General features: G+C 57.3%; 28 protein-coding genes. All 28 read right to left on the reverse strand.

The features are described from left to right. The 28 genes from rpmD to rplJ all read right to left on the reverse strand — a co-directional run bounded on the left by rpmD (position 1) and on the right by rplJ (position 22,990). Positions 1 to 177, reverse strand: coding sequence for a 50S ribosomal protein L30 (rpmD, locus tag ACIQUI_RS22455; RefSeq protein WP_003255463.1), 177 nt, complete (start codon positions 175 to 177; stop codon positions 1 to 3). Positions 178 to 179: 2 nt separating this feature from the next. Beyond that, a complete protein-coding gene (gene rpsE / locus ACIQUI_RS22460; RefSeq protein ID WP_003255465.1) occupies positions 180 to 680 on the reverse strand; it encodes a 30S ribosomal protein S5 in 501 nt (166 codons plus the stop codon). Between the two features lie 3 nt (positions 681 to 683). Beyond that, on the reverse strand, positions 684 to 1,034 hold the full coding sequence (gene rplR / locus ACIQUI_RS22465; protein ID WP_003255467.1) for a 50S ribosomal protein L18: 351 nt from the start codon (positions 1,032 to 1,034) through the stop codon (positions 684 to 686). Positions 1,035 to 1,044: 10 nt separating this feature from the next. Further along, a complete protein-coding gene (gene rplF, locus ACIQUI_RS22470) occupies positions 1,045 to 1,578 on the reverse strand; it encodes a 50S ribosomal protein L6 (protein WP_003255469.1) in 534 nt (177 codons plus the stop codon). A gap of 12 nt (positions 1,579 to 1,590) precedes the next feature. Further along, the gene (gene rpsH / locus ACIQUI_RS22475; protein ID WP_391131129.1) at positions 1,591 to 1,983 is read right to left on the reverse strand and encodes a 30S ribosomal protein S8; all 393 of its coding nucleotides are present in this window, start codon (positions 1,981 to 1,983) and stop codon (positions 1,591 to 1,593) included. A 209-nt stretch (positions 1,984 to 2,192) separates the two neighbouring features. After that, complete coding sequence (gene rpsN, locus ACIQUI_RS22480) at positions 2,193 to 2,498, reverse strand: 30S ribosomal protein S14 (protein WP_009681970.1); 306 nt, start codon at positions 2,496 to 2,498, stop codon at positions 2,193 to 2,195. Positions 2,499 to 2,511: 13 nt separating this feature from the next. Further along, entirely contained in the window at positions 2,512 to 3,051 is a 540-nt protein-coding gene (gene rplE, locus ACIQUI_RS22485; protein ID WP_003255474.1) for a 50S ribosomal protein L5, read from the reverse strand. A 20-nt stretch (positions 3,052 to 3,071) separates the two neighbouring features. Next, positions 3,072 to 3,386: a 50S ribosomal protein L24 gene (gene rplX / locus ACIQUI_RS22490; RefSeq protein WP_003255476.1), complete on the reverse strand. Its 315-nt coding sequence runs from the start codon at positions 3,384 to 3,386 to the stop codon at positions 3,072 to 3,074. A gap of 11 nt (positions 3,387 to 3,397) precedes the next feature. Then, the gene (rplN, locus tag ACIQUI_RS22495; RefSeq protein ID WP_008089810.1) at positions 3,398 to 3,766 is read right to left on the reverse strand and encodes a 50S ribosomal protein L14; all 369 of its coding nucleotides are present in this window, start codon (positions 3,764 to 3,766) and stop codon (positions 3,398 to 3,400) included. A 23-nt stretch (positions 3,767 to 3,789) separates the two neighbouring features. Continuing rightward, the gene (gene rpsQ, locus ACIQUI_RS22500; protein ID WP_008089812.1) at positions 3,790 to 4,056 is read right to left on the reverse strand and encodes a 30S ribosomal protein S17; all 267 of its coding nucleotides are present in this window, start codon (positions 4,054 to 4,056) and stop codon (positions 3,790 to 3,792) included. 2 nt (positions 4,057 to 4,058) lie between these two features. Next, positions 4,059 to 4,250, reverse strand: a complete 192-nt coding sequence (gene rpmC, locus ACIQUI_RS22505; protein WP_002555481.1) for a 50S ribosomal protein L29 — start codon at positions 4,248 to 4,250, stop codon at positions 4,059 to 4,061. Then, positions 4,250 to 4,663, reverse strand: a complete 414-nt coding sequence (gene rplP, locus ACIQUI_RS22510; protein WP_003255479.1) for a 50S ribosomal protein L16 — start codon at positions 4,661 to 4,663, stop codon at positions 4,250 to 4,252. The genes rpmC and rplP overlap by 1 nt, the downstream gene beginning before the upstream one ends. Positions 4,664 to 4,675: 12 nt before the next feature. Continuing rightward, positions 4,676 to 5,362, reverse strand: a complete 687-nt coding sequence (gene rpsC, locus ACIQUI_RS22515; RefSeq protein ID WP_003255481.1) for a 30S ribosomal protein S3 — start codon at positions 5,360 to 5,362, stop codon at positions 4,676 to 4,678. Between the two features lie 13 nt (positions 5,363 to 5,375). Next, positions 5,376 to 5,708: a 50S ribosomal protein L22 gene (rplV, locus tag ACIQUI_RS22520; protein ID WP_003103908.1), complete on the reverse strand. Its 333-nt coding sequence runs from the start codon at positions 5,706 to 5,708 to the stop codon at positions 5,376 to 5,378. 11 nt (positions 5,709 to 5,719) lie between these two features. Beyond that, positions 5,720 to 5,995 carry a 30S ribosomal protein S19 gene (gene rpsS / locus ACIQUI_RS22525; RefSeq protein ID WP_003255482.1) on the reverse strand — a complete coding sequence of 92 codons (276 nt, stop codon included), beginning with the start codon at positions 5,993 to 5,995 and terminating at the stop codon, positions 5,720 to 5,722. A 16-nt stretch (positions 5,996 to 6,011) separates the two neighbouring features. After that, complete coding sequence (gene rplB / locus ACIQUI_RS22530) at positions 6,012 to 6,836, reverse strand: 50S ribosomal protein L2 (protein ID WP_008089816.1); 825 nt, start codon at positions 6,834 to 6,836, stop codon at positions 6,012 to 6,014. 14 nt (positions 6,837 to 6,850) lie between these two features. Next, entirely contained in the window at positions 6,851 to 7,150 is a 300-nt protein-coding gene (rplW, locus tag ACIQUI_RS22535) for a 50S ribosomal protein L23 (protein ID WP_003255484.1), read from the reverse strand. Then, positions 7,147 to 7,749 carry a 50S ribosomal protein L4 gene (gene rplD / locus ACIQUI_RS22540; protein WP_003255485.1) on the reverse strand — a complete coding sequence of 201 codons (603 nt, stop codon included), beginning with the start codon at positions 7,747 to 7,749 and terminating at the stop codon, positions 7,147 to 7,149. Before rplD ends, rplW begins: the two co-directional genes overlap by 4 nt. Before the next feature lie 12 nt (positions 7,750 to 7,761). Further along, on the reverse strand, positions 7,762 to 8,397 hold the full coding sequence (rplC, locus tag ACIQUI_RS22545; protein WP_003257089.1) for a 50S ribosomal protein L3: 636 nt from the start codon (positions 8,395 to 8,397) through the stop codon (positions 7,762 to 7,764). A gap of 80 nt (positions 8,398 to 8,477) precedes the next feature. Next, complete coding sequence (gene rpsJ / locus ACIQUI_RS22550) at positions 8,478 to 8,789, reverse strand: 30S ribosomal protein S10 (RefSeq protein WP_003186070.1); 312 nt, start codon at positions 8,787 to 8,789, stop codon at positions 8,478 to 8,480. A 142-nt stretch (positions 8,790 to 8,931) separates the two neighbouring features. Then, on the reverse strand, positions 8,932 to 10,125 hold the full coding sequence (gene tuf / locus ACIQUI_RS22555; protein ID WP_403202806.1) for an elongation factor Tu: 1,194 nt from the start codon (positions 10,123 to 10,125) through the stop codon (positions 8,932 to 8,934). Between the two features lie 27 nt (positions 10,126 to 10,152). After that, positions 10,153 to 12,300 (reverse strand): elongation factor G, encoded by a 2,148-nt coding sequence (fusA, locus tag ACIQUI_RS22560; RefSeq protein WP_403202808.1) that lies wholly within the window; start codon positions 12,298 to 12,300, stop codon positions 10,153 to 10,155. A gap of 30 nt (positions 12,301 to 12,330) precedes the next feature. Then, the gene (rpsG, locus tag ACIQUI_RS22565; protein WP_003246741.1) at positions 12,331 to 12,801 is read right to left on the reverse strand and encodes a 30S ribosomal protein S7; all 471 of its coding nucleotides are present in this window, start codon (positions 12,799 to 12,801) and stop codon (positions 12,331 to 12,333) included. Between the two features lie 106 nt (positions 12,802 to 12,907). Further along, a complete protein-coding gene (gene rpsL / locus ACIQUI_RS22570) occupies positions 12,908 to 13,279 on the reverse strand; it encodes a 30S ribosomal protein S12 (protein WP_003255492.1) in 372 nt (123 codons plus the stop codon). A 210-nt stretch (positions 13,280 to 13,489) separates the two neighbouring features. After that, positions 13,490 to 17,689, reverse strand: a complete 4,200-nt coding sequence (gene rpoC / locus ACIQUI_RS22575) for a DNA-directed RNA polymerase subunit beta' (RefSeq protein WP_403202810.1) — start codon at positions 17,687 to 17,689, stop codon at positions 13,490 to 13,492. A gap of 63 nt (positions 17,690 to 17,752) precedes the next feature. Continuing rightward, positions 17,753 to 21,826 carry a DNA-directed RNA polymerase subunit beta gene (rpoB, locus tag ACIQUI_RS22580; RefSeq protein WP_391138066.1) on the reverse strand — a complete coding sequence of 1,358 codons (4,074 nt, stop codon included), beginning with the start codon at positions 21,824 to 21,826 and terminating at the stop codon, positions 17,753 to 17,755. Between the two features lie 220 nt (positions 21,827 to 22,046). Further along, positions 22,047 to 22,412, reverse strand: coding sequence for a 50S ribosomal protein L7/L12 (gene rplL, locus ACIQUI_RS22585; RefSeq protein WP_003255496.1), 366 nt, complete (start codon positions 22,410 to 22,412; stop codon positions 22,047 to 22,049). A 77-nt stretch (positions 22,413 to 22,489) separates the two neighbouring features. Further along, positions 22,490 to 22,990, reverse strand: a complete 501-nt coding sequence (gene rplJ, locus ACIQUI_RS22590; protein WP_403202812.1) for a 50S ribosomal protein L10 — start codon at positions 22,988 to 22,990, stop codon at positions 22,490 to 22,492. Between the last annotated feature and the right edge of the window lie 175 nt (positions 22,991 to 23,165).

Genomic DNA, 23,165 nt, shown 5'->3' on the forward strand with positions numbered 1-23,165 from the left:
TTAGCCCTCGACCTTCAGCATGTAGTAAGCCTTGTTGATCATCCCGCGGTTCTCGGGAGTATCCTGGACTTCTACAGTGTGACCGATGCGACGCAGACCCAGGCCTTTAACACACAGTTTGTGGTTAGGCAGACGGCCCGAGACGCTCTTGATCAGCGTTACTTTTACGGTTGCCATGATCAGAAGATCTCCTCGACGCTCTTGCCGCGCTTGGCAGCAATGGATTCAGGAGATTGCATGGCTTTCAGACCCTTGAAGGTGGCGTAAACCACGTTCACTGGGTTGGTCGAACCGTAGCACTTGGCCAGAACGTTCTGAACACCAGCAACTTCCAGGACAGCACGCATTGCGCCGCCGGCGATGATACCAGTACCTTCCGAAGCAGGCTGCATGTAAACCTTCGAGGCGCCATGGGCAGCCTTGGTGGCGTACTGCAGGGTGGTGCCCTTCAGGTCAACCTGGATCATGTTGCGACGAGCAGCTTCCATGGCTTTCTGGATCGCGGCTGGTACTTCGCGCGATTTGCCACGGCCGAAGCCGACACGACCTTTACCATCACCAACCACGGTCAACGCGGTGAAAGTGAAGATACGGCCGCCTTTTACGGTTTTGGCAACGCGGTTAACTTGAACCAGCTTCTCGATGTAGCCTTCGTCGCGCTTTTGATCGTTATTTGCCATAACTTAGAACTCCAGCCCGCCTTCACGAGCAGCATCAGCCAGCGCTTTGACGCGGCCATGGTACTTGAAGCCGGAACGGTCAAAGGCAACTTGAGATACACCGGCGGCTTTCGCGCGCTCAGCTACCAGCTTGCCAACCTTAGTGGCCGCGTCGATGTTGCCAGTGGCGCCATCACGCAGGTCTTTGTCCAAGGTCGAGGCACTTGCCAGAACCTTGCTGCCGTCGGCCGAAATGACCTGGGCGTAGATGTGCTGCGAGGAGCGGAACACGCACAGGCGCACGACTTCGAGTTCGTGCATCTTCAGACGTGCTTTGCGAGCGCGACGCAGTCGAATAACTTTTTTGTCGGTCATTTACTAGGCCCTACTTCTTCTTGGCTTCTTTACGACGGACTACTTCGTCCGCGTAACGCACACCTTTGCCTTTGTACGGCTCTGGCGGACGGAAGTCGCGGATTTCAGCGGCCACCTGACCTACCAGCTGCTTGTCGATACCCTTGATCAGGATGTCGGTCTGGCTAGGGGTTTCAGCGGTGATACCGGCTGGCAGTTCGTAGTCCACTGGGTGAGAGAAGCCCAGGGCCAGGTTCAGGACGGTGCCTTTAGCCTGTGCCTTGTAACCAACACCGACCAGCTGGAGCTTACGCTCGAAGCCTTGGCTTACGCCTTGGACCATGTTGTTGACCAGAGCACGGGTGGTACCGGCCATGGCGCGAGCTTGCTGGTCACCATTGCGAGCAACAAAACGCAGCTCACCAGACTCTTCGGTAACTTCAACAGACGAGTGAACGTTCAGTTCGAGAGTGCCTTTGGCACCCTTCACCGAAAGCTGCTGGCCTGCGAATTTTACTTCGACGCCGGATGGCAGCTTAACGGGGTTCTTAGCGACGCGAGACATGTCTATCCCCCCTTAGAACACTGTGCACAGAACTTCGCCGCCGACACCGGCAGCGCGCGCAGCGCGATCAGTCATCACACCTTTGTTGGTGGAGACAATAGACACGCCCAGACCGCCACGAACTTTCGGCAGGTCGGTAACGGCCTTGTACTGGCGCAGGCCTGGACGGCTGGTGCGCTTCAGTTCTTCGATGACCGGACGGCCTTCGAAGTACTTCAGTTCGATCGACAGGGACGGCTTGGCTTCACCAGTAACCTGGTAGCCAGCAATGTAACCTTCGTCCTTCAGAACTTTGGCAACCGCGACCTTCAGGGTAGAAGAAGGCATGCTTACGACGGACTTTTCAGCCATCTGGGCATTACGGATGCGAGTTAGCATGTCCGCTAACGGGTCCTGCATACTCATGGGCTAGATGCTCCTGATACAAGAATTATTAGCCTTGCGGCTATGACAACCACCTGAGCGGAACGGGTGAAAAACCCAGGCTCAGGTGAGCCGGTCATTCTAGACACAAGGCAGAAACGAAACAAGCCCCATGTAGGGGCTTGTTTGTTGGTGAGGTCACCGACGGTCGGAAGATTGCTCCCCTTCCGTCGGGATCACACCTGCAGCGATTACCAGGAGGCCTTGACCAGACCTGGTACGTCACCGCGCATTGCAGCTTGACGCAGCATGTTACGGCCCAGGCCGAACTTACGGTATACACCGTGAGGACGACCGGTCAGGCGGCAACGGTTGCGCAGACGCGAAGCGCTAGCGTCACGTGGCTGCTTCTGCAGAGCGACAACGGCAGCGAAACGCTCTTCTGGAGAGGCGTTAACGTTGACGATGGTCGCTTTCAGCTCAGCACGCTTCTTAGCGAACTTGGCTACCGTCAGCTGACGCTTCAGCTCACGGTTCTTCATGCTCTTCTTGGCCATTTTCCTACTCCAATCAGTTGCGGAACGGGAACTTGAAAGCACGCAGCAGAGCGCGGCCTTCGTCGTCCGAACGAGCAGTGGTGGTCAGGGTGATGTCCAAACCGCGCAGAGCATCGATCTTGTCGTAATCGATTTCCGGGAAGATGATCTGCTCTTTCACGCCCATGCTGTAGTTGCCACGGCCATCGAAGGACTTGGCATTCAGGCCGCGGAAGTCGCGAACCCGAGGCAGGGAGATCGCCAGCAGGCGGTCCAGGAATTCGTACATCTTGTCGCTACGCAGGGTCACCTTGACGCCGATCGGCCAGCCTTCGCGGACTTTGAAGCCAGCGATGGATTTGCGAGCGAAAGTCACGACCGGCTTTTGACCGGTGATCTTTTCCAGGTCGGCAACAGCGTGCTCGATGACTTTCTTGTCGCCGATCGCTTCGCCCAGACCCATGTTCAGGGTGATTTTGGTAACGCGCGGAACTTCCATCACGTTCGACAGCTTAAGTTCTTCCTTAAGCTTAGGAGCGATTTCGTTCCGGTAAATCTCTTTCAGTCGTGCCATGGTCTTCTACCTAGCAGTGTTCAAGCATCAACCGCTTTTTGGGTCGACTTGAAGACACGAATTTTCTTACCGTCTTCTACTTTGAAACCAACGCGGTCAGCCTTGTTGGTTTCGCCGTTGAAGATGGCAACGTTGGAAGCGTGCAGAGGCGCTTCTTTCTCGACGATACCGCCCTGAACGCCCGCCATCGGGTTAGGCTTGGTATGACGCTTGACCAGGTTCACGCCACCGATAACCAGACGGTCATCAGCCAGAACCTTCAGCACCTTACCGCGCTTACCTTTGTCTTTGCCGGCGATCACGATGATCTCGTCGTCACGACGAATCTTTTGCATGTCGGATCTCCTTACAGCACTTCAGGGGCGAGCGAGACGATCTTCATGAACTTCTCAGTACGAAGTTCACGGGTCACTGGCCCGAAGATGCGAGTGCCGATCGGCTCTTGCTTGGTGTTCAGCAGAACAGCAGCGTTGCCGTCGAAACGAATGATGGAACCGTCAGCGCGACGTACACCGTGACGGGTACGGACGACAACAGCGGTCATCACCTGGCCTTTTTTGACCTTACCGCGCGGAATTGCTTCCTTGACGGTTACCTTGATGATGTCACCGATGCCAGCGTAACGACGGTGCGAACCGCCGAGCACCTTGATGCACATGACGCGACGAGCGCCGCTGTTATCGGCCACATCGAGCATGGATTGAGTCTGAATCATAAAATTTCTCCGACCCCTAGCCCTTAGACTTCAACAGCGCGTTCGAGGACTTCAACCAGTGCCCAGGACTTGGTCTTGGCCAGCGGACGGGTTTCACGGATGGAAACCTTGTCGCCGATTTTGCACTGGTTGGATTCGTCGTGCGCGTGCAGCTTAGTCGAACGCTTAACGTATTTACCGTAGATCGGGTGCTTTACGCGACGCTCGATCAGAACGGTGATGGTCTTGTCCATTTTGTCGCTGACGACACGGCCAGTCAGCGTACGGACGGTTTTTTCAGCTTCAGCCATGATCACTTACCTGCCTGCTGGTTAAGCACAGTTTTCACGCGAGCGATGTCACGCTTAACTTGCGAGAGCAGGTGCGACTGCCCCAACTGGCCAGTTGCTTTCTGCATACGCAGATTGAACTGGTCGCGCAGCAAGCCGAGCAGTTGCTCATTCAGTTGCTGTGCAGATTTTTCACGAAGTTCATTCGCTTTCATCACATCACCGTCCGCTTAACAAAGGAGGTGGCGAGAGGCAGCTTTGCAGCAGCCAGGGCGAAAGCTTCGCGCGCCAGCTCTTCAGAAACACCCTCGATCTCGTACAGGACTTTGCCTGGCTGGATCTGGGCAACCCAGTATTCCACGGAGCCCTTACCTTTACCCATACGAACCTCGAGAGGCTTTTTGGAGATCGGCTTGTCCGGGAACACACGGATCCAGATCTTGCCGCCACGCTTAACGTGACGGGTCAGCGCACGACGTGCGGACTCGATCTGGCGAGCGGTGAGGCGACCGCGAGCAACAGCTTTCAGGGCGAATTCGCCGAAGCTGACTTTGCTACCGCGCAGTGCCAGACCACGGTTGTGGCCAGTCATCTGCTTGCGGAATTTTGTACGCTTTGGTTGCAACATTTGGCGTACCCCTTACTTAGCAGCTTTTTTACGAGGCGCTGGTGCTTGTGGTTTCAGTTCTTCTTGGCGACCACCAATAACTTCGCCTTTGAAGATCCAAACCTTCACACCGATCACACCGTAAGTGGTGTGAGCTTCGTAGGTGTTGTAGTCGATATCGGCACGCAGGGTGTGCAGAGGCACACGACCTTCGCGATACCACTCGGTACGAGCAATCTCAGCACCGCCGAGACGACCGCTCACCTGGATCTTGATGCCCTTGGCACCAATACGCATGGCGTTCTGTACGGCGCGCTTCATGGCGCGACGGAACATTACGCGGCGTTCCAGCTGCTGAGCTACGCTCTGCGCAACCAGCATAGCGTCGAGTTCCGGCTTGCGGATCTCTTCGATGTTGATGTGCACAGGCACACCCATCTGCTTGGTCAGGTCCTGACGCAGCTTCTCGACATCTTCACCTTTCTTCCCGATAACGATACCTGGACGAGCGGTGTGGATGGTGATGCGAGCAGTTTGAGCCGGACGATGAATATCGATACGGCTTACGGACGCGCTTTTTAGTTTGTCTTGGAGGTACTCACGCGTTTTCAGATCCTTCAACAGGTAATCTGCGTAAGTAGCACCGTCTGCGTACCAGACGGAGGTGTGCTCCTTGACGATTCCCAGGCGAATGCCAGTGGGATGTACTTTCTGACCCATCTGATCGACTCCGTTACTTGTCCGCAACCTTGACAGTGATATGGCAAGACCGCTTGACGATGCGATCAGCACGGCCTTTGGCACGTGGCATGATGCGCTTCAGCGAACGCCCTTCGTTGACGAAGACGGTGGAGACCTTCAGGTCATCAACGTCTGCGCCTTCGTTGTGTTCGGCGTTGGCTACGGCCGACTCGAGGACTTTCTTCATGATTTCAGCGGCTTTTTTGCTGCTGAAGGCCAACAGGTTGAGCGCTTCGCCCACCTTCTTCCCGCGGATCTGGTCGGCGACCAAGCGGGCTTTCTGGGCGGAGATGCGAGCGCCCGACAACTTAGCGGCTACTTCCATTTCCTTACCCCTTAACGCTTGGCTTTCTTGTCAGCCACGTGCCCGCGATAGGTGCGGGTACCGGCGAACTCGCCCAGTTTGTGGCCGACCATGTCTTCGTTCACGAGAACTGGAACATGCTGGCGACCGTTGTGAACCGCGATGGTCAGACCGACCATTTGTGGCAGGATCATCGAGCGACGCGACCAGGTTTTAACTGGCTTGCGATCGTTCTTCTCCACCGCCACTTCGACCTTCTTCAGCAGGTGAAGATCGATAAAAGGACCTTTTTTCAGAGAACGTGGCACTGTCGTATCCCTCTAGTTACTTGCGACGACGGACGATCATGTTGTCGGTACGCTTATTACCACGGGTTTTAGCACCCTTGGTTGGGAAGCCCCATGGCGATACCGGATGACGACCACCGGAGGTACGACCTTCACCACCACCATGCGGGTGGTCAACCGGGTTCATGGCAACACCACGAACGGTTGGGCGAACGCCGCGCCAGCGTTTGGCACCAGCTTTACCCAGCGAACGCAGGCTGTGCTCGGAGTTCGAGACTTCGCCCAGGGTCGCACGGCACTCAGCCAGTACTTTACGCATCTCACCGGAACGCAGACGCAGAGTCACGTATACGCCGTCACGAGCGATCAGCTGAGCCGAAGCACCAGCGGAACGAGCGATCTGAGCACCTTTACCCGGCTTCAGTTCGACGCCGTGAATGGTGCTACCTACTGGGATGTTGCGCAGCTGCAGGGAGTTACCGGCCTTGATTGGGGCCAGGGCACCTGCGATCAGCTGGTCGCCAGCGCTCACGCCTTTAGGGGCGATGATGTAGCGACGCTCACCGTCTGCGTAGCACAGCAGGGCGATGTGAGCAGTACGGTTTGGATCGTATTCGATGCGCTCGACAGTGGCTGGAATGCCATCTTTGTCGTTGCGACGGAAGTCGACCAGACGGTAATGCTGCTTATGACCACCACCAACGTGACGAGTGGTAATGCGGCCATTGTTGTTACGACCACCAGACTTCGATTTCTTCTCGAGCAGCGGTGCGTGAGGAGCGCCTTTGTGCAGCTCCTTGTTGACCACCTTGACCACGAAACGGCGGCCAGGGGAAGTCGGTTTGCATTTAACGATTGCCATGATGCACCCCTTCCTTACTCAGCACTGCTGCTGAAATCGAGATCTTGGCCTGGCTGAAGGGAGACGATCGCCTTCTTCCAGTCATTACGCTTGCCCAGACCACGTGCGGTACGCTTGGTTTTACCCAGAACGTTAACAGTCGACACGTTTTCAACTTTTACGTTGAACAGGCCTTCGACAGCTTTCTTGATTTCCAGCTTGGTTGCATCGGTAGCAACCTTGAATACGAACTGGCCTTTTTTCTCAGCCAGAACGGTAGCCTTCTCGGAAACGTGCGGGCCAAGGAGGACTTTAAATACGCGTTCCTGGTTCATCCCAGCAGCTCCTCGAATTTCTTCACGGCCGAGACAGTGATCAACACTTTCTCGTATGCGATCAGACTGACCGGGTCGGAACCCTGTACGTCACGTACATCGACGTGCGGCAGGTTGCGAGCAGCCAGGTACAGGTTCTGATCAACAGCGTCGGAAACGATCAATACATCGCTCAGACCCATGCCGTTCAGCTTGTTCAGCAGATCTTTGGTTTTCGGTGCTTCAACAGCGAAGTCCTGAACCACGACCAGACGGTCGCTACGCACCAGCTCAGCGAGGATGGAGCGCAGGGCTGCGCGATACATCTTCTTGTTGAGCTTCTGCGAGTGATCTTGAGGGCGAGCTGCGAAGGTTACACCACCGCCACGCCAGATCGGACCACGAGTGGTACCAGCACGAGCACGGCCAGTACCCTTCTGACGCCATGGGCGCTTACCGCCACCAGCCACGTCGGAACGGGTCTTTTGCTGCTTGGTGCCCTGACGGCCGCCGGCCATGTAGGCCACGACTGCTTGGTGAACCAGCGTCTCGTTGAATTCGCCACCGAAAGTCAGTTCGGAAACTTCGATCGCCTGAGCGTCATTTACATTGAGTTGCATGTCAGTTTCCCCTTAACCGCGAGCCTTGACAGCTGGACGTACAACCACGTCGCCGCCAGTAGCGCCAGGAACGGCACCCTTGACCAGCAGCAGGTTGCGCTCAGCGTCTACGCGAACTACTTCCAGGGACTGAACAGTCACGCGCTCGGCGCCCATGTGACCGGACATTTTCTTGCCCTTGAACACACGACCAGGAGTCTGGCACTGGCCGATGGAACCAGGAACACGGTGCGACACGGAGTTACCGTGGGTGTTGTCCTGACCACGGAAGTTCCAGCGCTTGATGGTACCGGCGAAGCCTTTACCTTTGGACTGACCAGTAACGTCTACCAGCTGGCCTGCAGTGAAGAGTTCAGCTTTGATCAGATCGCCAGCCTGGAAATCGCCTTCTTCAAGACGGAACTCCCAAACACCGCGACCAGCGGCAACGTTAGCCTTGGCGAAGTGGCCTGCCTGAGCGGCAGTCACACGCGAAGCACGACGCTCGCCGACAGTGACTTGCACTGCACGGTAGCCATCGGTTTCTTCAGTTTTGAACTGGGTGACACGATTCGGCTCGATCTCAATGACCGTGACCGGAATGGAGACACCTTCTTCGGTGAAAATGCGGGTCATACCGCACTTGCGACCGATTACACCAATAGTCATGTTGTAAACCTCATGAGTGTACGGGGCTTTCACCCGCTATGGCCGCCCATTTCAGAGCGTTACACGACTAGACCGAAGTCTTAGCCGAGGCTGATCTGTACTTCCACACCTGCCGCCAGATCAAGCTTCATCAGCGCGTCAACGGTTTTATCCGTTGGCTGGACGATGTCCAGAACACGCTTATGAGTGCGAATCTCGTACTGGTCACGCGCGTCTTTGTTGACGTGCGGGGAGACCAGAACGGTGAAACGCTCTTTGCGGGTAGGCAGTGGAATTGGACCACGCACTTGTGCACCAGTACGTTTCGCGGTTTCCACGATTTCCTGGGTGGATTGGTCGATCAGGCGATGGTCGAAAGCCTTCAACCTGATACGGATTTGCTGATTTTGCATTGGATTTCAGACTCCAGGCTGTTCCCAACGGACGCACTACGCCCGCTAAAAGGAGGCGTGATTCTATAGACGCCCCAATTTAGTGTCAACCCAATAAAAAAAGCCCCCGCTGAGCGGAGGCTTTTTTCAATCGGTCGAGTGATTACTCGATGATTTTGGCTACGACGCCGGCGCCGACGGTACGACCGCCTTCACGGATAGCGAAGCGCAGACCGTCTTCCATTGCGATGGTCTTGATTAGGGTAACAGTCATCTGAATGTTGTCACCTGGCATTACCATTTCAACGCCTTCCGGCAGTTCGCAGTTACCGGTCACGTCAGTGGTACGGAAGTAGAACTGTGGACGGTAGCCTTTGAAGAACGGAGTGTGACGACCGCCTTCTTCCTTCGACAGGACGTAGACTTCTGCGGTGAACTTGGTGTGCGGCTTGACCGAACCTGGCTTGACCAGAACCTGGCCACGCTCAACGTCGTCACGCTTGGTACCACGCAGCAGAACGCCGCAGTTCTCGCCAGCACGACCTTCGTCCAGCAGCTTGCGGAACATCTCAACACCGGTGCAGGTGGTGGTGGTGGTGTCACGCAGACCAACGATTTCCAGCGGATCCTGAACGCGGACGATACCACGCTCGATACGGCCGGTAACAACAGTACCACGACCCGAGATCGAGAATACGTCTTCGATCGGCATCAGGAACGGCTGATCGATGGCACGAACTGGCTCAGGGATGTAGGCATCCAGAGTTTCTACCAGCTTCTTGACAGCGGTAGTGCCCATTTCGTTGTCGTCTTTGCCTTCCAGGGCCATACGAGCCGAACCGATGATGTTCGGTGTGTCGTCGCGTGGGAAGTCGTAGGTGGACAGCAGGTCGCGAACTTCCATCTCGACCAGTTCCAGCAGGTGAGCGTCGTCTACCAGGTCAGCCTTGTTCAGGTAGACCACGATGTACGGAACGCCAACCTGACGGGACCGCAGGATGTGCTCACGGGTTTGTGGCATCGGACCATCGGCGGCCGAGCAAACCAGGATCGCGCCGTCCATCTGTGCAGCACCGGTGATCATGTTCTTCACGTAGTCAGCGTGACCTGGGCAGTCAACGTGAGCGTAGTGACGAATGTTCGAGTTGTACTCGACGTGAGCGGTGTTGATGGTAATACCGCGCGCTTTTTCTTCCGGAGCCGAGTCGATCTTGTCGAACTCAACAACTGCCGAACCGAAAACTTCGGAGCAGACGCGAGTCAGAGCTGCGGTCAGAGTGGTCTTACCGTGGTCAACGTGGCCGATAGTGCCGACGTTAACGTGGGGAAGGGAACGATCAAATTTTTCTTTAGCCACGACAGTGAACCTCTTGCCTAAAGGGGATTAGCCTTGTTTTTTAACGAGTGCTTCGACGATGTTCGACGGAGCTTCGGCGTATTTGGAGAATTCCATGGAGTAGCTTGCGCGACCCTGAGACATGGAACGAACGTCGGTTGCGTAACCGAACATCTCTCCGAGTGGTACCTCAGCAGTGATTACCTTGCCGGACACCGAGTCTTCATTACCCTGGATCATCCCGCGACGACGGCTCAGGTCACCCATCACGTCACCCAGGTAGTCTTCCGGGGTTACAACTTCGACCTTCATGATCGGCTCAAGCACCACGCCACCGCCCTTCTGGGCCAGTTGCTTGGTCGCCATCGAAGCGGCGATCTTGAACGCCATTTCGTTGGAGTCGACGTCGTGGTACGAACCGTCGAACACCGTAGCCTTCAGGCCGAGCAGCGGATAGCCGGCAACAACGCCGTTTTTCATCTGCTCTTCGATGCCCTTCTGGATCGGGGCGATGAATTCCTTAGGAATCACACCACCAACGACTTCGTTGGTGAACACCAGACCTTCGGTGATATTGCCCTTCTCGTCTACGTCCGGCTCCGAGAAACGGATCCAGCAGTGACCGAACTGACCACGACCACCCGACTGACGAACGAACTTGCCTTCGATCTCGACGTTGGACTTGGTGATCTTCTCGCGGTACGAAACCTGCGGCTTGCCGACGTTGCACTCGACGTTGAACTCGCGCTTCATGCGGTCAACGAGGATGTCCAGGTGCAGCTCACCCATACCGGAGATGATGGTCTGGCCGGTTTCTTCGTCGGTCTTGACGCGGAACGACGGGTCTTCCTGGGCCAGCTTGCCCAGTGCGATACCCATCTTCTCCTGGTCAGCCTTGGTTTTCGGCTCTACGGAGAGCGAAATTACCGGCTCAGGGAAGTCCATACGCTCGAGGATGATCGGCTTGTCGAGGTTGCACAGGGTATCACCGGTGGTGACGTCCTTCATCCCGATCAGAGCAGCGATGTCGCCTGCACGTACTTCCTTGATTTCTTCACGCTGGTTGGCATGCATCTGCACCATACGACCAACGCGCTCTTTCTTGCCCTTGACCGAGTTGATGACGGAGTCACCAGAGGTCAGGAAGCCCGAGTAGACGCGGACGAAGGTCAGGGTACCCACGAACGGGTCGGTAGCGATCTTGAACGCCAGGGCCGAGAACGGCTCGTTGTCGTCAGCAGGACGCTCGTCGTACTGTTCTGGCTTGACCTCATCCTTCGGCACGTCGATCAGATCAGGGTGGATACCCTTGATCGCAGGGATCTCGGTTGGCGCAGGCAGGAAGTCGATAACGGCGTCGAGAACCAGGGGAACGCCCTTGTTCTTGAACGAGGAACCGCAGACAGCAGGAACGATCTCGCTCGCCAGGGTACGGGCGCGCAGACCAGCCTTGATGTCTTCGACGGACAGGTCACCTTCTTCAAGGTACTTGTTCATCAGCTCTTCGTTGGCCTCGGCAGCAGCCTCGACCATGTTGTTGCGCCATTCGTTGGCCAGGTCCACCAGCTCGGCAGGAATTTCTTCCTCGCGGTAGGTGGTGCCCTTGTCGTCGTCGTTCCAGTAGATGGCTTTCATCTTGATCAGGTCAACCTGACCCTGGAAGTCGTCTTCTGCACCGATGGCCAGCTGAACAGGAACCGGGGTGTGACCCAGGCGGTTCTTGATCTGACCTACGACGCGCAGGAAGTTTGCACCGGCACGGTCCATCTTGTTCACGTAGACAACACGTGGAACGCCGTACTTGTTGGCCTGACGCCATACGGTTTCGGACTGCGGCTCAACGCCGGAGGTACCGCAGAACACAACGACCGCGCCGTCGAGTACACGCAGCGAACGCTCTACTTCAATGGTGAAGTCAACGTGGCCGGGGGTATCGATGACGTTTACGCGGTAGTTGTCGTACTGACCACGGGAACCTTTCCAGAAGGTGGTAACGGCAGCGGAGGTAATGGTGATACCGCGCTCCTGCTCCTGCACCATCCAGTCGGTGGTCGCGGCGCCGTCATGCACCTCGCCCATCTTGTGGCTCAGACCTGTGTAGAACAGGATCCGCTCGGTAGTGGTAGTCTTGCCCGCGTCAACGTGAGCACAGATACCGATGTTACGGTAGCGGTTAATTGCTGTAGTACGAGCCATAAAGCCCTCGCAAAATGATTGATGCTTGAATTAGAAGCGGTAGTGCGAGAACGCTTTGTTGGCTTCAGCCATACGGTGAACGTCTTCACGCTTCTTGACTGCAGCACCCTTGCCTTCGGCAGCATCCAGCAGTTCGCCGGCCAGGCGCAGAGCCATCGACTTCTCGCCGCGCTTGCGGGCGTAGTCTACGAGCCAGCGCATTGCCAGAGCGTTACGACGGGATGGACGAACTTCAACCGGAACCTGGTAAGTAGCACCGCCGACACGACGGGACTTAACTTCGACCAGCGGAGCGATGGCGTCGAGAGCTTTCTCGAAGATTTCCAGGGGGTCGCTGTTCTTGCGTGCTTTGACAGTATCCAGGGCACCGTAAACGATGCGCTCGGCTACGGCCTTCTTGCCGCTTTCCATCACGTGGTTCATGAACTTGGCGAGGATCTGGGATCCGTACTTCGGATCGTCAAGGATCTCACGTTTTGCTGCTACACGACGTCTTGGCATGATAAGCCCTCAAACGGTCTTCAGGTTAGCCCGGGACGTGGGTCTTCGACCCCTGCCCGACCTTACTCTTATCGACTCAATAAAATGGATGTCTGCAAACGGCCGATTACTTCGGACGCTTGGTACCGTATTTCGAACGACCCTGGTTACGGCCTTTAACGCCCGAAGTATCCAGAGAGCCGCGAACGGTGTGGTAACGAACACCTGGCAAGTCTTTTACACGGCCGCCACGGATCAGGACGACGCTGTGCTCTTGCAGGTTGTGGCCTTCACCACCGATGTACGAGGAAACCTCGAAACCGTTGGTCAGACGCACACGGCATACTTTACGCAGTGCCGAGTTAGGTTTTTTCGGCGTGGTGGTGTACACACGGGTGCACACGCCACGACGCTGCGGGCAGTTCTGCAGCGCAGGAACGTCGGACTTCTCGACCGAACGCTTACGCGGCTGACGTACCAGCTGGTTGATAGTTGCCATCTACTAGCTCCACTGATTGTCTTGCGACTCTATTGTCTTGCAAGAAAGCCAAAATTGGCGAGACGGAGCCTCACCAAATTTAAGGGTACAAAAGTCTAAAGAGGATCTTGCACCCAGTCAAGACGAGGCCCCGGCCCTCCTCGCCCGATCATCGGCAACATTTCATGTCGCCGATGGCCGATCGAGGCTTGCCGGGGCCCTGCCCTGTACTTAGTTACCGCTGGAATTCAGCGCTTCGGTCAGTGCGGCTTCCACCTCACTGGCGCTCACACGCAGCGGTTTGTCGGCTTCACGGCGACGCTTGCGCTCGCTGTGGTAGGCCAGACCGGTACCGGCCGGGATCAGACGACCCACGACCACGTTCTCTTTCAGGCCGCGCAGGTAGTCACGCTTGCCGGTTACCGCCGCTTCGGTCAGTACGCGGGTAGTTTCCTGGAAGGAAGCCGCGGAAATGAACGACTCGGTCGACAGCGACGCCTTGGTGATACCCAACAGCACGCGGGTGAACTTGGAGATGAACTTGTCCTCGCCGGCGAGACGCTCGTTCTCTACCAGTACCTGGGTCAGTTCCATCTGGTCGCCCTTGATGAAGCTGGAATCGCCCGACTCGGAGATCTCGACCTTGCGCAGCATCTGACGCAGGATGGTCTCGATGTGCTTGTCGTTGATCTTCACGCCTTGCAGACGGTAAACGTCCTGGATCTCGTTGACGATGTACTTCGCCAGCGCGCTCACACCCAGCAGACGCAAGATGTCGTGCGGATCGCTCGGGCCGTCGGAAATAACTTCACCACGGTTTACCTGCTCACCTTCGAAGACGTTCAGGTGGCGCCACTTCGGAATCAGCTCTTCGTACGGATCGCTACCGTCAGTCGGAGTGATCACCAGGCGACGCTTGCCCTTGGTCTCTTTACCGAATGCGATGGTGCCGCTGACTTCAGCCAGAATCGAGGCTTCTTTCGGACGACGCGCTTCGAACAGGTCGGCAACGCGTGGCAGACCACCGGTGATGTCACGGGTCTTCGACGTTTCTTGCGGAATACGCGCGATAACGTCACCAACACCGATCTGGGCACCGTCAGCCACACCAACGAGGGCGTTGGCCGGCAGGAAGTACTGGGCAGGTACGTCGGTACCTGGCAGGTACAGATCCTTGCCAGCGGCATCGACCATCTTGATTGCCGGACGGATTTCCTTGCCTGCGGCAGGGCGATCCTTGACGTCCAGTACTTCAATGTTGGTCAAGCCGGTCAGCTCATCGGTCTGACGCTTGATGGTGATGTTTTCTTCCATGCCCACGAAGGTCACGGTACCTTTCAGCTCGGTAACGATCGGGTGGGTGTGCGGGTCCCACTTGGCGACGATGGCGCCAGCTTCGACCTTCTCACCTTCCTTGACCGAAATCACCGCACCGTAAGGCAGCTTGTAGCGCTCACGCTCACGGCCGAATTCGTCGGCAATGGCCAACTCACCCGAACGCGATACGGCAACCAGGTTACCGTCGGCACGCTCAACCTGCTTCAGGTTGTGCAGACGCACCATACCGCCGTTCTTCACCTGGACGCTGTCGGCAGCCGAAGTACGGCTTGCAGCACCACCGATGTGGAACGTACGCATGGTCAGCTGGGTACCCGGCTCACCGATCGACTGTGCAGCGATAACGCCGACAGCTTCACCGATGTTCACCTGGTGACCGCGAGCCAGGTCACGACCGTAGCACTTGGCGCAGATGCCGTAGCGGGTTTCGCAGTTGATCGGCGAACGCACGATCACTTCGTCGATGCTGTTCAGCTCGATGAACTCGACCCACTGCTCGTCAACCAGGGTACCGGCCGGAACGATGACGTCCTCGGTGCCTGGCTTGAACACGTCGCGGGCGATGACACGACCCAGTACACGCTCACCCAGCGGCTCTACAACGTCGCCGCCTTCGATGTGCGGGGTCATCAGCAGGCCCTGGTCGGTGCCGCAGTCGATCTCGGTAACTACCAGATCCTGGGCAACGTCTACCAGACGGCGAGTCAGGTAACCCGAGTTCGCAGTCTTCAAGGCGGTATCCGCCAGACCCTTACGAGCACCGTGAGTCGAGATGAAGTACTGGAGTACGCTCAGACCTTCACGGAAGTTCGCGGTGATCGGCGTCTCGATGATGGAGCCGTCCGGCTTGGCCATCAGGCCACGCATACCGGCCAGCTGACGGATCTGGGCTGCGGAACCACGCGCACCCGAGTCAGCCATCATGTACATCGAGTTGAAGGACTCTTGCTCGACTTCCTTGCCCTCGCGGTCGATGACCTTCTCTTTCGAGAGGTTGGCCATCATCGCCTTGGACACTTCGTCGTTCGCCTTCGACCACAAGTCGATGACCTTGTTGTACTTCTCGCCCTGGGTTACCAGGCCGGAGGCGTACTGGCTCTCGATTTCCTTCACTTCATCGGTAGCGTTACCGATGATGCGGGCTTTCTCGTCCGGGATAACGAAGTCGTTAACACCGATGGAAACACCGGAAATGGTCGAGTAGGCGAAACCGGTGTACATCAACTGGTCAGCGAAGATAACGGTCTCTTTCAGACCAACCACGCGGTAGCACTGGTTGATCAGCTTGGAGATCGCCTTTTTCTTCATTGGCTGGTTGACCACATCGTACGGCAGGCCTGCCGGTACAACCTGGAACAGCAGCGCACGGCCGACGGTGGTGTCGACGATACGGGTGTTCTTGACCACCGAACCATCACGCTCTTTCACGGTTTCGTTGATACGAACCTTGATTTTCGCGTGCAGGGCAGCTTCGCCGGCGCGGAATACGCGGTCGACTTCCTGCAGGTCGGCAAACACGCGACCTTCGCCCTTGGCGTTGATGGCTTCACGGGTCATGTAGTACAGACCCAGTACCACGTCCTGCGACGGAACGATGATTGGCTCACCGTTGGCTGGCGACAGGATGTTGTTGGTCGACATCATCAGCGCGCGCGCTTCGAGCTGGGCTTCCAGCGTCAGCGGCACGTGAACGGCCATCTGGTCACCGTCGAAGTCGGCGTTGTACGCGGCGCAGACCAGCGGGTGCAGCTGAATAGCCTTACCTTCGATCAGAACCGGTTCAAAGGCCTGGATACCCAGACGGTGCAGGGTTGGTGCACGGTTGAGCAACACGGGGTGTTCGCGGATCACCTCGGCGAGAACGTCCCACACCTCTGGCAGCTCGCGCTCGACCATCTTCTTGGCAGCCTTGATGGTGGTCGCCAGACCACGCATTTCCAGCTTGCCGAAAATGAACGGCTTGAACAGCTCGAGGGCCATTTTCTTCGGCAGACCGCACTGGTGCAGACGCAGGGTCGGGCCTACGGTAATTACCGAACGGCCGGAGTAGTCAACACGCTTACCGAGCAAGTTCTGACGGAAGCGACCTTGCTTACCTTTGATCATGTCGGCCAGGGACTTCAGCGGACGCTTGTTCGAGCCAGTGATGGCGCGACCGCGACGGCCGTTGTCCAGCAGGGCGTCGACCGCTTCCTGCAGCATGCGCTTTTCGTTGCGCACGATGATGTCCGGCGCCGACAGGTCCAGCAGGCGCTTCAGACGGTTGTTACGGTTGATCACCCGACGATACAGATCGTTCAGGTCGGAGGTCGCGAAGCGGCCACCATCCAGCGGAACCAACGGACGCAGGTCCGGCGGCAGTACTGGCAGGACGGTCAGGACCATCCACTCAGGCAGGTTGCCCGAGCCCTGGAAAGCTTCCATCAGCTTCAGGCGCTTGGACAGCTTCTTGATCTTGGTTTCCGAGTTGGTCTGCGGAATCTCTTCGCGCAGGCGGCCGATCTCGTGCTCCAGGTCGATAGCGTGCAGCAGTTCACGGACAGCCTCGGCACCCATGCGGGCGTCGAAGTCGTCACCGAACTCTTCCAGCGCTTCGAAGTACTGCTCGTCGTTCAGCAGCTGGCCCTTTTCCAGGGTGGTCATGCCCGGGTCGATAACGACATAGCTCTCGAAGTAGAGCACGCGCTCGATATCACGCAGGGTCATGTCCATCAGCAGGCCGATACGGGACGGCAGCGACTTCAGGAACCAGATGTGGGCAACCGGCGAGGCCAGTTCGATGTGCGCCATGCGCTCACGACGAACCTTGGCCAGGGCAACTTCAACGCCGCACTTCTCGCAGATTACGCCGCGGTGCTTGAGGCGCTTGTACTTGCCGCACAGGCACTCGTAGTCCTTGACTGGGCCAAAGATCTTGGCGCAGAACAGGCCGTCACGCTCAGGCTTGAACGTACGGTAGTTGATGGTTTCCGGCTTCTTGACTTCACCGAACGACCACGAACGGATCATTTCAGGCGACGCCAGACCGATGCGGATGGCGTCGAACTCTTCGACTTGACCCTGGTTTTTCAGCAAATTCAGTAGGTCTTTCAAGGCCTTTCCTCCTGGCGGAGCAGGGAGTGGGCATTACCTGCCCACTCCCCTTCGCGTCACGTGTTATTCGGTTTCCAGATCGATGTCGATACCGAGCGAACGGATCTCTTTGATCAACACGTTGAAGGACTCGGGCATGCCCGGCTCCATACGGTGATCGCCATCCACGATGTTCTTGTACATCTTGGTACGGCCGTTCACGTCGTCCGACTTCACTGTGAGCATTTCTTGCAGGGTGTATGCCGCGCCGTATGCTTCCAGCGCCCACACTTCCATCTCCCCGAAACGCTGACCACCGAACTGCGCCTTACCACCCAGCGGCTGCTGGGTAACCAGGCTGTAGGAACCAGTGGAACGCGCGTGCATCTTGTCGTCCACCAAGTGGTTCAGCTTGAGCATGTACATGTAACCAACGGTCACAGAACGCTCGAACTTGTTGCCGGTACGGCCATCGAACAGCACCATCTGGCCGCTCTCTGGCAGGTCGGCCAGCTTCAGCATGGCCTTGATCTCGCGCTCCTTGGCACCGTCGAAGACCGGAGTAGCCATCGGCACGCCTTTCTTCAGGTTGTGGGCCAGAGCCAGGATCTCTGCGTCGGTGAACTCGTCGAGGTTTTCCTGACGACCGCCGATCTCGTTGTAGACCTCGGTCAGGAACACGCGCAGCTCAGCGGCTTTGCGCTGCTCTTCGAGCATGCGGTCGATCTTCTCGCCCAGCCCCTTGGCCGCCAGGCCCAGGTGGGTTTCGAGGATCTGACCAACGTTCATACGCGAAGGTACGCCCAGCGGGTTCAGTACGACGTCAACCGGAGTACCGTTGGCATCGTGCGGCATGTCTTCGACCGGCATGATTACCGAGACAACACCCTTGTTACCGTGACGACCGGCCATCTTGTCACCCGGCTGGATGCGACGGCGGATTGCCAGGTAAACCTTGACGATCTTCAGTACGCCCGGTGCCAGGTCATCGCCCTGCTGCAGCTTGCGCTTCTTGTCTTCGAACTTGTCGTCCAGCAGACGGCGACGGTCGACGATGTACTGTTGAGCTTTTTCCAGCTGCTCGTTCAGTGCATCTTCAGCCATGCGCAGTTTGAACCACTGGCCGTGCTCCAGACCGTCCAGCACTTCGTCAGTGACCACGGTGCCTTTCTTCAGGCCCGCACCACCGTCGACCACCTGGCCGTTCAGGGCAGAACGCAGACGCTCGAAGGTTGCGCCTTCGACGATACGGAACTCTTCGTTGAGGTCCTTGCGGATCTCGTCCAGCTGCATCTTCTCGATGGCCAGGGCACGGCTGTCACGCTCGACGCCATCACGGGTGAAGACCTGTACATCGATGACGGTACCCTTGGTGCCGGTTGGCACACGCAGGGAGGTGTCCTTAACGTCGCTGGCCTTCTCACCGAAGATTGCGCGCAGCAGTTTTTCTTCCGGAGTCAGCTGGGTTTCGCCTTTTGGCGTGACCTTGCCGACCAGGATGTCGCCAGCGCCAACTTCAGCACCCACATAGACGATACCGGCTTCGTCCAGCTTGTTCAGTGCAGCCTCACCCACGTTCGGGATGTCTGCAGTGATTTCCTCTGGGCCAAGCTTGGTGTCACGCGCCACACAGGTCAGTTCCTGGATGTGGATGGTGGTGAAGCGGTCTTCCTGAACCACACGCTCGGACAGGCAGATGGAGTCTTCGAAGTTGAAGCCGTTCCACGCCATGAACGCAATGCGCATGTTCTGGCCCAGTGCCAGCTCACCCATGTCGGTGGACGGGCCGTCAGCCATGATGTCGCTACGCTGAACCTTGTCACCCTTGCTCACCAGCGGACGCTGGTTGATGCAGGTGTTCTGGTTCGAACGGGTGTACTTGGTCAGGTTGTAGATATCTACACCTGCTTCGCCGGTTTCCACTTCGTCGTCGTTAACGCGAACAACGATACGGCTGGCGTCGACCGAGTCGATCACACCACCGCGGCGGGCAACCACGCAGACACCGGAGTCACGGGCAACGTTGCGCTCCATGCCGGTACCTACCAGCGGCTTGTCGGCACGCAGGGTTGGTACAGCCTGACGCTGCATGTTCGAACCCATCAACGCACGGTTGGCGTCGTCGTGCTCGAGGAATGGAATCAGCGACGCAGCAACGGAAACAACCTGCTTCGGCGACACGTCCATCAGGGTGACGTCTTCCGGCGCCTTGACGGTGAATTCGTTCAGGTGACGAACAGCTACCAGCTCATCGATCAGCTGCTTCTTCTCGTTCATCGCGGCCGAAGCCTGAGCGATGACGTGATCTGCCTCTTCGATTGCCGACAGGAACACGATGTCGTCGCTGACAACGCCTTCCTTCACCACACGGTACGGGCTTTCCAGGAAGCCATACTGGTTGGTGCGGGCATAGGCTGCCAGGGAGTTGATCAGACCGATGTTCGGACCTTCAGGGGTCTCGATCGGGCACACACGGCCGTAGTGGGTCGGGTGTACGTCACGGACTTCGAAGCCGGCACGCTCACGGGTCAGACCGCCAGGGCCGAGTGCAGAGACGCGGCGCTTGTGGGTGATCTCGGAGAGCGGGTTGTTCTGGTCCATGAACTGGGACAGCTGGCTGGAACCGAAGAACTCTTTCACCGCCGCCGCAACCGGCTTGGCGTTGATCAGGTCTTGCGGCATCAGGCCTTCGCTTTCCGCCATCGACAGGCGTTCCTTGACCGCGCGCTCTACACGCACCAGGCCAACACGGAACTGGTTCTCGGCCATTTCGCCAACGCAACGTACGCGACGGTTACCCAGGTGGTCGATGTCGTCGACAATGCCTTTGCCGTTACGGATATCGACCAGGGTCTTCAGAACCTCGACGATGTCTTCCTTGCTCAGCACGCCCGAACCTTCGATCTCGGTACGACCGATACGACGGTTGAACTTCATGCGGCCAACAGCGGACAGATCGTAACGCTCGGCGCTGAAGAACAGGTTGTTGAACAGGGTCTCGGCAGCATCCTTGGTTGGCGGCTCGCCTGGACGCATCATGCGGTAGATCTCGACCAGGGCTTCCAGCTGGTTGCTGGTGGTGTCGATCTTCAGGGTGTCGGAAATGAACGGACCGCAGTCGATGTCGTTGGTGTACAGGGTCTCGATGCGGACAACCTGCGCCTTGGCGACTTTGATCAGCAGATCGGTGGTCAGCTCGGTGTTGCACTCAGCCAGGATCTCACCAGTAGCCGGGTGCACGATGGCCTTGGCAGTGGTACGGCCCAGGACGTATTCCATCGGAACGTCCAGTTCCTTGACGCCGGCCTTCTCGAGCTGGTTGATGTGGCGCGCGGTAATGCGGCGCCCTTGCTCGACGATGACTTTGCCGGTTTCGTCATGGATATCCATGACTGCAACTTCACCACGCAGACGCTGTGGCACCAGTTCCAGGCTGAGTTTTTCGCCGGAAATGTGGAACACGTTGGTGGTGTAGAAGGTGTTCAGCACTTCTTCAGTGCTGTAACCCAGGGCGCGCAGCAGCACCGAAGCCGGCAGCTTGCGGCGACGGTCGATACGTACGAACACGCAGTCCTTCGGGTCGAACTCGAAGTCCAGCCACGAACCGCGGTAAGGAATGATGCGAGCGGAGTACAGCAGCTTGCCGGAGCTGTGAGTCTTGCCACGGTCGTGGTCGAAGAACACACCAGGCGAACGGTGCAGCTGGGAAACGATCACACGCTCGGTACCGTTGATAACGAAGGTACCGTTCTCAGTCATCAGGGGGATTTCACCCATGTAGACTTCTTGCTCTTTGATGTCCTTGATCGCTTTGTTCGACGATTCCTTGTCGAAGATGATCAGGCGCACCTTGACCCGCAGTGGGACCGCGAAGGTCACGCCACGCAGGACACATTCCTTCACATCGAAGGCGGGTTCGCCCAGGCGATAGCCTACGTACTCCAGGGCAGCATTGCCGGAGTAGCTGATGATCGGGAATACCGATTTGAAGGCCGCGTGCAGGCCGACGTCGCGGAACTGATCCTTGGATGCTCCCGCTTGCAGGAATTCGCGATACGAATCCAGCTGGATGGCCAGGAGGTAAGGCACATCCATGACGTCCGGCAACTTGCTAAAGTCCTTGCGGATACGTTTTTTCTCAGTGTATGAGTAAGCCATCAGCGTTCCCCAGCTTGGTCACCTGCTTGTTTGGCTTCTCCCGGCGGGAGCAGCCAGAAAATCGTGCAAACCCCTTGGTTTGCGCCACCCACATGGGTGTCTTGCAGCTCGTTATCGGGGCCGGCCTGACCGACCACCAATAACGGAAAAAGGCCGGTGGCATAAGCCACCAGCCATCAGCCTTACGCTCAACGCTCAGGCTGGCATCGCAAGGTCGAGATTACTTCAGCTCGACTTTAGCGCCTGCTTCTTCCAGCTTCTTCTTAGCGTCTTCAGCGGCTTCTTTCGAAACGCCTTCAGCTACAACCTGAGGAGCGCCATCGACTTTCTCTTTGGCTTCTTTCAGGCCCAGACCGGTCAGTTCGCGAACGGCTTTGATGACGTTCACTTTCTTGTCGCCGGCTTCAACCAGAACAACGTTGAACTCGGTCTGCTCTTCAACAACGGCAGCAGCAGCAGCTGGGCCAGCAGCGGCAACAGCAGCGGTAACGCCGAAGGTTTCTTCCATTGCTTTGATCAGCTCAACAACTTCCAGAACGGTTTTCTGGCCGATTGCTTCGATGATTTGTTCGTTAGTCAGAGACATGACTTAAATCCTGTATTGGGGTGACAGCCTACGCAGCCATCAAATTAAACGTATGATTTTGAAAGAGCTCGCGTGCCTTAGGCAGCGGTAGCTTCTTTCTGGTCGCGAATGGCTGCCAGAGTACGAGCCAGCTTGCTGGTGGCGCCTTGGATAACGCTCATCAGTCGTGCAATAGCTTCGTCGCGGGTCGGCAGGGAAGCCAACACGTCGATCTGGTTCGCTGCAATCAGATTGCCGTCAAACGCAGCTGCCTTGATCTCGAACTTGTCCTGACCCTTGGCGAACTCTTTGAACAGACGAGCAGCAGCGCCCGGGTGTTCGTTGGAGAAAGCAATCAGGGTCGGGCCTTTGAACGCGTCGTTGAGGATCGAGAATTCGGTGCCTTCAACAGCGCGCTTGAGCAGGGTGTTACGTACAACACGTACGTATACGCCAGCTTCGCGGGCCTCTTTACGGAGTCCGGTCATTGCGCCTACAGTCACACCACGGGCATCAGCCACGACAGCGGACAGAGCGACTTTGGCAGCCTCGTTGACTTCAGCGACGATGGCCTTCTTGTCTTCGAGTTTAATTGCCACGGGTTTACTCCTGGTTTTTACCGTTTCATCTGGCCGAAGCCTGATGTCGTTTTGGTGTCTGATTCGGTAACGAATCGGGAGCACCATCTGCGTGGGCTGGTGTTTTAAGGCTTGCGCCGCCTACGGTCTTGGATAGCCCCCGCCAGGCAGGGACCCCAATTTTTGCTGGCGGTGC

Origin of the sequence: Pseudomonas sp. NPDC090592 (assembly GCF_044769185.1) — a bacterium.
In the GTDB taxonomy this organism is placed as follows: Bacteria; Pseudomonadota; Gammaproteobacteria; order Pseudomonadales; family Pseudomonadaceae; genus Aquipseudomonas.